Source organism: Micromonospora sp. AMSO12t (assembly GCF_008806585.1).
Lineage (GTDB): Bacteria > Actinomycetota > Actinomycetes > Mycobacteriales > Micromonosporaceae > Micromonospora > Micromonospora reichwaldensis.
Map to the genome: position 1 here is coordinate 1 of NZ_WAAS01000609.1, position 468 is coordinate 468.

The following is a 468-nucleotide window of genomic DNA, read 5'->3' on the forward strand; positions in this document are numbered from 1 at the left end:
AATTAGCACTATAGCAGATAATCTCAATCCTACAGAGCCTACTGAAGCAACCGGAGCTACAGATCATCAACACATATTCAAAGATGATCTGATGCAACTTCAAGCATCTGACCATCCAGGAATGCTACTGGTAAGTTCTACACTCACTGGAAGCAATTATTTGAGCTGGAACCGATCCATGAAAATAGCATTGGGCACTAAAAACAAACTAGGGTTCATTGATGGAAAGTTGGAGATACCGAGTGAAAATTCTGGCAATTTCGAACAGTGGAAACGGGTAGATTGTATGATTATCTCATGGATCCTTAATTCAATTTCTAAGGATATTGTAGATGCCTTTCTATATACAACTTCAGCTAGAGAACTATAGATTGAACTGGAGGAAAGGTTCGAAGAGTCCAATGGACCATTGTTATACCAGTTGCAAAGGGAGATTAGTAGTATGACGCAAGGAACCATGCCTGTGAT

Annotated in this window: 1 protein-coding gene; it reads left to right on the forward strand. The window is 39.7% G+C overall.

Translation table 11 applies throughout. The features are described from left to right. Positions 1–370, forward strand: a 370-nt coding sequence (locus F6X68_RS33175) for a hypothetical protein (protein WP_151457887.1), incomplete at its 5' end; no start/stop codon positions are given. Positions 371–468 lie beyond the last annotated feature (98 nt).